General features: G+C 43.8%; 1 pseudogene. It reads left to right on the top strand.

The annotated features are described in order from the left end of the window. Nucleotides 1–281 (top strand): annotated as a pseudogene (locus tag I5349_RS13685) (DNA translocase FtsK); the annotation flags it as partial.

Genomic DNA, 281 nt, shown 5'->3' with positions numbered 1-281 from the left:
ATAGTACTGCTTATTTACTTCCAGACTTTGTAGGAGATGAGGGAGGAGATGGTATTGGAGATGTAGACCTTTCAGATCGTGATGCCTACTTTGTAGATGCGGCTAGGCTGATCGTCAATGCGCAGCAAGGAAGTACTTCGCTTATCCAACGAAAATTGTAGCTTGGATACAATAGAGCAGGTAGAATCATCGATCAGCTAGAGGCTGCGGGTATCGTAGGACCATTTGAAGAAAGTAAAGCCAGAGAAGTCTTGATTACAGATGAAGGGAGTTTGGAACAA

The organism is Penaeicola halotolerans, assembly GCF_016464625.1.
In the GTDB taxonomy this organism is placed as follows: domain Bacteria; phylum Bacteroidota; class Bacteroidia; order Cytophagales; family Cyclobacteriaceae; genus Penaeicola; species Penaeicola halotolerans.
The sequence above is the reverse complement of the archived record's forward strand: the minus strand, read 5'-3'. Positions and strand labels throughout refer to the sequence as shown.